The 7381-nt window shown below is 67.5% G+C and carries 7 protein-coding genes; all 7 read right to left on the reverse strand.

The genetic code is table 11. The features are described 5' to 3' along the window. Positions 1 to 6 precede the first annotated feature (6 nt). Complete coding sequence (locus ACIBJG_RS35645; RefSeq protein WP_399314059.1) at positions 7 to 750, reverse strand: MerR family transcriptional regulator; 744 nt, start codon at positions 748 to 750, stop codon at positions 7 to 9. A gap of 42 nt (positions 751 to 792) precedes the next feature. Further along, positions 793 to 1581: an FHA domain-containing protein gene (locus ACIBJG_RS35650; RefSeq protein ID WP_399314061.1), complete on the reverse strand. Its 789-nt coding sequence runs from the start codon at positions 1579 to 1581 to the stop codon at positions 793 to 795. A gap of 190 nt (positions 1582 to 1771) precedes the next feature. Beyond that, positions 1772 to 2560 carry a DUF881 domain-containing protein gene (locus tag ACIBJG_RS35655; protein ID WP_399314062.1) on the reverse strand — a complete coding sequence of 263 codons (789 nt, stop codon included), beginning with the start codon at positions 2558 to 2560 and terminating at the stop codon, positions 1772 to 1774. A gap of 5 nt (positions 2561 to 2565) precedes the next feature. Beyond that, the gene (locus ACIBJG_RS35660) at positions 2566 to 2898 is read right to left on the reverse strand and encodes a small basic family protein (protein WP_003970459.1); all 333 of its coding nucleotides are present in this window, start codon (positions 2896 to 2898) and stop codon (positions 2566 to 2568) included. Further along, positions 2895 to 3818, reverse strand: coding sequence for a DUF881 domain-containing protein (locus tag ACIBJG_RS35665; protein ID WP_399314064.1), 924 nt, complete (start codon positions 3816 to 3818; stop codon positions 2895 to 2897). The genes ACIBJG_RS35660 and ACIBJG_RS35665 overlap by 4 nt, the downstream gene beginning before the upstream one ends. Before the next feature lie 154 nt (positions 3819 to 3972). Next, positions 3973 to 6468 (reverse strand): sugar phosphate nucleotidyltransferase, encoded by a 2496-nt coding sequence (locus tag ACIBJG_RS35670; protein WP_399314066.1) that lies wholly within the window; start codon positions 6466 to 6468, stop codon positions 3973 to 3975. A gap of 114 nt (positions 6469 to 6582) precedes the next feature. Further along, on the reverse strand, positions 6583 to 7191 hold the full coding sequence (locus tag ACIBJG_RS35675; protein WP_399314067.1) for a CDP-alcohol phosphatidyltransferase family protein: 609 nt from the start codon (positions 7189 to 7191) through the stop codon (positions 6583 to 6585). Between the last annotated feature and the right edge of the window lie 190 nt (positions 7192 to 7381).

The following is a 7381-nucleotide window of genomic DNA, read 5'->3' on the forward strand; positions in this document are numbered from 1 at the left end:
CTGGGATCAGTGGAGACGGATGTGCAGGGCGCTCTGCACGAGGGCCGAGTGCAGCCGTACAGAGAGCTCGGCGAGCTCCTTCGCGGTGGCCTCGGCATGCGCCCTGGTCTGCGGATTCCGGTGCCGGCGCAAGGGTGCGACAACTTGCTCGATCAGTCCGGCCTCCCGGTCGGCGGCCGCTCGCATCGCGCGCAGATGTCGCGGTTCCAGACCGAATCGCCCCAGATCCGCCACAAGCCTGGCGATGGTGACCGTCTCCGCGTCGTAACCGCCGCCCGCCGACGGTGCGACCAGACCGTACGACTCCCACACGTCGAGGTCACTCTCGGTAACCTCGGCGGCGGCGAGGAGCTCGGTACGGCCGATGCGGGCCGCGGTGGGCCGTCCGGCCCCACCGGACCAGCTGCCGTCGACCGGCTCCGGCTCGCCGCCCGGCGAGGGCAGCGTCGCCTGCTCACCCCGGGCGAGAGCGTCCAGGTGCTCCCGGATGACCTTCAGCGGGAGGTAGTGGTCCCGCTGCATCCGCAGCACCTGAGCCAGTCGCTCGACGTCGCCGGGGCGGAACTTCCGGTACCCGGAAGGGGTCCGCTGCGGCTCGACGAGCCCCTCCGCCTCCAGAAAACGGATCTTGGAGATGGTGACTTCGGGGAACTCGTCCCGGAGCTGCAGGAGCACCGTGCCGATGCTCATCGGGCGGTCGTCGGCGGTGGCGGTGCCGTGTCCGGCACCGCCCGTCGGTGTTCTCAGCATGGACCTTCCTCGGGGTCCCCCCCGACGGAGTCAGGGGGCGCGTCAGATGCCGCGCTGGCTCGCGTAGAAGACCAGCCGGTACTTGCCGATCTGCACTTCGTCGCCGTTGGACAGCGCGACGGAGTCAATGCGCTCACGATTGACATAGGTGCCGTTGAGGCTGCCCACATCCCCCACGGTGAAGCTGCCGTCGGGGCTCCGACGGAACTCCACGTGCCGACGCGACACGGTCACGTCGTCCAGGAAGATGTCGCTCTGCGGGTGGCGGCCGGCCGTCGTCAGCTCGCTGTCCAGGAGGAAGCGGCTGCCCGAGTTGGGCCCCCGCCGCACCACCAGGAGCGCCGAACCGAGCGGCAGGGCGTCCACGGCGGCCTGGGCCTCGGGCGAGAGCGACGGCACGGACGTCTGTCCGGTCGCCTCCGCCTCGTAGGCCTCCAGGCCCGAGATGGAGATGGTCGACGTCGTCTCCGAAGCCCGCTCGGGAACCCCGCCCCGCAGTGGCGCGCCACAGTTGGAGCAGAAACGGCTGGCCTCGGCGTTGCGGTGCCCGCACCTCGTACAGACCGGCATGGACGAAGCCTCCTGCCTCGGGGCGAACCCTCCACCCGTACTTGAGGTTGACGGTTCTCCGAAACCTATGCGGCCGGGACCGGCAGGGTCAACAGACGACGCGCCGGAACCACCCGAATTGTCACCCCCCGGCCCTGCTACCTGATCGCGGAAGAGCGGGCGCTCGCCGCCCTGCTCCTCGGCCTGACCATGGCGCGGTGCGCGATGGCGTGCTGCTTCATCGCGAGCGCTCTTGCCGAACAACTTCCCAAACAACTTCACGGGCGATTCCCCTTGACCGAAACAGACCCGCCCGTGGGGCAGGACGAACCCTGAATGAACACACCTGCCGACCCGGACATCTTCACAACGTCCGTATCCACTCGACAGTTTCCACCACGCACCACCATTACGATGCGGCGACCCCCCGCAACCTCCTGCCCGTGTCCCCCGACGCCCACGCGTCCCGGGTTCACTGGGCCGACGACCGAGAGTAGTCAGGCCGCTCCGCCGGTCGCAAGGCGTCGATGACGATGTCATCGGACTGCGCCACATGCACGGTGGCCTGCTCCTTCTCCAGCGTCTGCACCACACCGCCGGGGATGTTCAACGCCGGTTCCAGGTCCTGAGGCTTGCCGATGACCTTGAAGACGTACGGAGAGGAGATCTTACGGTCGTCGACCGAGACGGCGCCTCCGTCCCCGGAGAAGTACGTATTGGCCACCACGCGCACGCCGTTGACCTCGATCGCCTCGGCGCCGGCCGCCCGGAGCTCCTGAAGGGCGTCGAGGAGCATGTCTGCCTGCACCGCGTCACCCGGATCGTTGACCGTGAGAGTGATACCGGGGCCGTGCACCGCCACCGTACCGGCGAGGATGCCGAGTTGGCGCTCCTTCTCCACCGTCTGCTTCCGCGCCTCTTCCGCCTGGTCCGAACTGTTCTCCAGCTCCGTGCGCTGGTCGACGAGGCGCTGCTTCTCGTCCTCGAGCCGCTGCGTACGGTCGTCGACCTCGTCGAGAATGCGGACCAGGTCCTCCTGGCGGGCGCCGCGCAGGGCGCTGTTGTCACTGTTCGACCGCACCTGGATGGCAAGCCCCAGGCCCAGGACGAACAGCAGCACCGCAACGATGAGTTGGGCACGGGTGACCCGGGGCGGCCAGATCCCGGCGATCAGCCGCTGTCGCCCGGTCAGCCCCTCGGGAGCCACCTCGGCCTGCTCTCCGGGCTGTCCGCGGTCACCGTCGAATGCGTCGTTACTCATCGGCGTCAGGCCCGGAAGACGTGCCGGCGGATCGCGGCGGCGTTGGAGAAGATCCGGATCCCGAGGACGACGACGACTCCTGTGGAGAGCTGCGCTCCGACGCCCAGCTTGTCGCCCAGGAAGACGATCAGCGCGGCCACGACCACGTTCGAAAGGAACGAGACCACGAAGACCTTGTCGACGAAGATGCCGTCGAGCATGGCCCGCAGACCGCCGAAGACGGCGTCGAGAGCGGCCACGACCGCGATCGGAAGGTAGGGCTCGACCACCGCCGGCACTTCGGGCCGGACCAACAGTCCGACCACGACTCCCACGACGAGGCCCAGTACGGCGATCACGATGTGCCCTTCCCTGTGTCTGCCGCACCACTGCCGGTGTCTGCGGCCTTATAAGGCTCTGCTGTCCGTACGATCAGGCTCGGGGCCGCCGGGAGGCTCACCTTCTCCTGGACGGAGATGCTGGTCCTGATGTCGAAGGTGTCCGTCAGCGCCTGCAGGTACTGGCCGTCGGCACTGCCCTTGAAGGCGGCACGGAGCTTCTTCCCGTCCCCCACCGCGAGCACCGTGTACGGCGGCACGAGCGGCTTGTTGTCGACCAGTATGGCGTCGCCCGCGGCTCGGATCGCCGACAGGGCGGTCAGACGCTGCCCGTTGATGGCGATGGCTTCGGCGCCCGACTGCCACATACCGTTGACGACTCGTTGCATGTCCCGGTCGCGGACCCGTCCGGTGTCGGAGAAACCGCTGCTCTCGCGCGGCCCGCCCCCGCCCTGGTCGGTGTCCTTCGCGTCGTCGACGACGAGCTTCACCCCGGGACCGTACACAGGTGTCGCCCCGGAGAGCAGGGCCACCAGTTCGGCCTGGTCGCCGCCGTGCTTCTCCAGCGCCTTGCGCTGGCGCCTGCCCACGTCGTCGCGGATCTCCTCCACCTGAGCCTCGAGGGTGTCGGCCGCGGACGTCTCCCCGTCGATCCGGTCGATGAGCTCCTCGCGCTCCTTGGCCAGGACCGGCGCGGCGACCCGCGCCTGCGCCGCGCCGAGCGTCACGACAAGCGCGGCCAGCACCAGACACGCCGCGAAGCCGAGCTTCGCCTTGAGGGTCCGGGGCATCCCCGTACGCCCGTCGGCCTTGCGACGCGCCGATGCCTCGGCATATCCGTCGTCCAGGCTGTGGTCCATCACATTGGTCAGCAGCGACATGGACGCGTCGGGGCGCGGCGGCGGCGAGGCGGTACTCCGATCGGGGGGCTGCTGCGACATGCCGCACATCGTCGCATGTCGCAGCGGCTACCGCCGAATGGCCCCACCGACGCACGGGAAGCAGCCGAGCCGCTCCCTCATCCGCACCCCGGAATCGGGGCAGGATCCGGAGGCCGGGGCGAGGCCGCTCGCCCCGGCCCGGCGTCCTGTCACCTCACTGACCCGCGCTGTCGACGATCGCGGACCATTCGTCCAGGAGCGCCTGGGCCGAGGCGTCGTCCGGCCCCTCCGCCCACAGGTGGGTCACCGCTTCTGCCCGGTCCGGTAGCACCATCACCCAGCGCCCGTCCGCCTCGACGACCCGTACACCGTCCGTGGTGTCGACATTGCGGTCCCCCGCGGCCTCGACCACACGGCGCATCACCAGTCCCTTGACGGCCCACGGGGTCGCCAGGTCACGCCTCAGCACATGAGCGCGCGGGATGCGTGCGTCGATCTGGCTGAGCGTGAGCTGCGTCCTGGCCACGAGTCCGATCAGCCGCACGAACGCGGCGGAGCCGTCGAAAACACTGCTGAATTCGGGAACGATGAACCCGCCACGCCCGTCTCCACCAAAGATGGTGCCTTCCTCGCGCCCCACCCTCGTCAGGTCGTCGGGCGACGTCGTCGTCCACTCAACCTGGGTGCCGTGGTACGCGGCCACCTGTTCGGCAACGCGGGTGGTCGTCACGGGCAGCGCCACCCGGCCGCTGCGACGTTCCGCGGCGACGAGGTCGAGCATGACCAGCAGCGCCCGGTCGTCCTCGACGATCCGGCCCCGCTCGTCGACCAGGGAGAGCCGTTCACCGACCGGGTCGAACCGGACCCCGAACGCGGCCCTCGCCGAGGAGACGATCTCCCCGAGCCGAACCAGCCCGGACCGCCGGGTCTCGGCCGACTCGGTCGGCCTGGACTCGTCGAGGCCGGGGTTGATGGTCAGCGCATCCACACCGAGCCGTCCCAGCAGACTGGGGAGCACAAGCCCCGCGCTGCCGTTGGACGCGTCGACGACCACCTTGAGCCCGGCGTCGGAGATCCCTGCGGTGTCCACGTTCCGAAGCAGTGATCCCGTGTACGAGTCGAAGACGCTCGACGGGAAGTGGAGGTCACCGATCTCGCCCGGGAAGGCGCGGCGATACTCCTGCCTGGCGTAGACGCGGTCCAGCTTGCGCTGCCGCGCCTGGGACAGGTCCGCTCCCCGCTCGTCGAAGAACATGATGTCGACGGAGTCGGGCACCCCCGGCGAGGTCCGGATCATGATGCCGCCGGCACTGCCGCGTGCGGTCTGCTGACGGGCCACGGGCAGCGGTACGTTCTCGAGGTCACGAACGTCGATGGCGCTGGCCTGAAGGGCCGAGATGACCGCACGCTTCAGCGCCCGGGCGCCACGGGAGTGGTCACGTGCGGTGGTGACCGTGGAGCCCTTCTTGAGGGTCGTCGCATACGCACCGGCGAGCCTGACCGCGAGTTCCGGTGTGATCTCGACGTTCAGAATCCCCGAAACCCCTCGTGCACCGAAGAGGTGGGCCTGTCCGCGCGACTCCCAGATCACCGAGGTGTTGACGAACGCGCCCGCCTCAATGGTCTTGAACGGGTACACCCGGACATTGCCCTGGATGATCGATTCCTCGCCGACGAGGCATTCGTCGCCGATGACCGCCCCGTCCTCGATCCGGGCCGCGCGCATGATGTCGGTGTTCTTACCGATCACACAACCACGCAGATTGCTGTGATCACCGATGTACACGTTGTCGTGCACCACGGCCTTATGAAGGAAGGCCCCACTCTTCACGACGACGTTCGACCCGATGACCGTGTGCTCCCGGATCTCCACCCCGGCCTCGACCTTGGCGTAGTCACCGATGTACAGCGGCCCCCGCAGCACCGCGTCGGGGTGCACTTCGGCGCCCTCGGCCACCCATACGCCGGGGGAGATCTCGAAACCGTCGATCTCGACGTCGACCTTGCGTTCGAGTACGTCCGCCTGAGCCTTCACGTAGCTCTCGTGCGTGCCGACGTCCTCCCAGTAGCCCTCGGCGACATAGCCGTAGATGGGCTTGCCTTCCTTCATGAGCTGCGGGAAGACATCGCCGGACCAGTCCACGGAGACGTCGGCTTCGACGTAGTTGAAGACCTCGGGCTCCATGACATAGATGCCCGTGTTGACGGTGTCCGAGAAGACCTGGCCCCAGGTGGGCTTCTCCAGGAAGCGTTCGACCTGACCTGCTTCGTCCACGATGGTGATGCCGAATTCGAGGGGGTTCGGCACGCGGGTGAGACAGACCGTGACCAGCCCACCCTTTTCCTTGTGGAAAGCGATGAGGTCGGTGAGGTCGAAGTCGGTGAGCGCGTCACCGGAAATCACGAGGAAGGTGTCGTCCTTCAATGCCTCTTCGGCATTCTTCACGCTGCCCGCAGTACCGAGCGGTTTCTCCTCGTTCGCATAGCTGAGCTCCATCCCGAGCTCTTCGCCGTCCCCGAAGTAGTTCTTCACGAGCGAGGCAAGGAACTGGACGGTCACGACCGTCTCGTTGAGCCCGTGCCGTTTGAGCAGGCGAAGCACGTGCTCCATGATTGGCCGATTGGCTACGGGCAGGAGCGGCTTGGGCATGCTTGAGGTCATGGGGCGAAGGCGAGTGCCTTCACCACCTGCCATCACGACGGCCTTCATGTCGGAAACGTCCTCCTTGAAGAGACGACGGTCTAGCCGACTTCGCCCGCCAGGGCAGCATCTGTGTCATCAGCCGCGGGGCCGGCCACGTTGCGCGGCACCGCATCAACGAGCTCAATCGGCTACTGCATCCGCCTTGACCAGCCGGCGGACCTGAACCACATAGAGGATCCCTGCCCACCAGTAGAGCGTTGTACCCCATACTGCGAACGCCCATCCGAAAACGGTGGCCACCGATGCAAGCCAACCACCTCCGTCGCTGAGCAGCAACAAGGGAAATGCGTACATCAGGTTGAACGTGGCCGCCTTCCCCAGGAAGTTCACCTGGGGCGGCGGATAGCCGTGCCGGCGCAGGATTCCCACCATCACGAGAAGCATCAGTTCACGGGCCAGGAGCGCGGCAGTGAGCCACAGCGGAAGGATCTCGCGCCAGGTCAGACCAACGAGCGTGGAAAGAATGTAGAGACGGTCGGCAGCCGGGTCGAGCAGCCGTCCGAGGCTGCTGATCTGGTTCCACCGACGCGCGAGCTTGCCGTCGAGGTAGTCACTCACGCCGCTGAACATCAGTACCAGCAGCGCCCAGCTATCGCTCTTGGGCCCGCCGAACTCAGGTCGGAGAATCAGCCACAGGAAGACGGGTACGCCAACGAGGCGAGCCATGCTGAGGATGTTGGGGATGGTGAGTACCCGGTCCGTCTGAACGCGAGTCTCCTGGACCTCCACCCGGGGGCCTCCTGTGAAGAACGTGCCAATGATGCCCCCTGACCCTACCCTCAGGCACGGCCGGCACATGCACAGGGGTGCCAGGAGAGGTCGGGAACGCAGAAAAGCCCCGTGCCACAAGGGCACGGGGCTTTCTACAATAATTGTTCGGCGGCGTCCTACTCTCCCACAGGGTCCCCCCTGCAGTACC

Origin of the sequence: Streptomyces sp. NPDC050422, assembly GCF_044458665.1 — a bacterium.
Classification (GTDB): Bacteria; Actinomycetota; Actinomycetes; order Streptomycetales; family Streptomycetaceae; genus Streptomyces.

What these genes read in the sequence shown, in the direction of transcription:
- ACIBJG_RS35645 (WP_399314059.1), bottom strand. Translation starts at nt 750, where the DNA reads ATGCTGAGAACACCGACGGGCGGTGCCGGACACGGCACCGCCACCGCC.
- ACIBJG_RS35655 (WP_399314062.1), bottom strand. Translation starts at nt 2,560, where the DNA reads ATGAGTAACGACGCATTCGACGGTGACCGCGGACAGCCCGGAGAGCAG.
- ACIBJG_RS35665 (WP_399314064.1), bottom strand. Translation starts at nt 3,818, where the DNA reads ATGTCGCAGCAGCCCCCCGATCGGAGTACCGCCTCGCCGCCGCCGCGC.
- ACIBJG_RS35670 (WP_399314066.1), bottom strand. Translation starts at nt 6,468, where the DNA reads ATGAAGGCCGTCGTGATGGCAGGTGGTGAAGGCACTCGCCTTCGCCCC.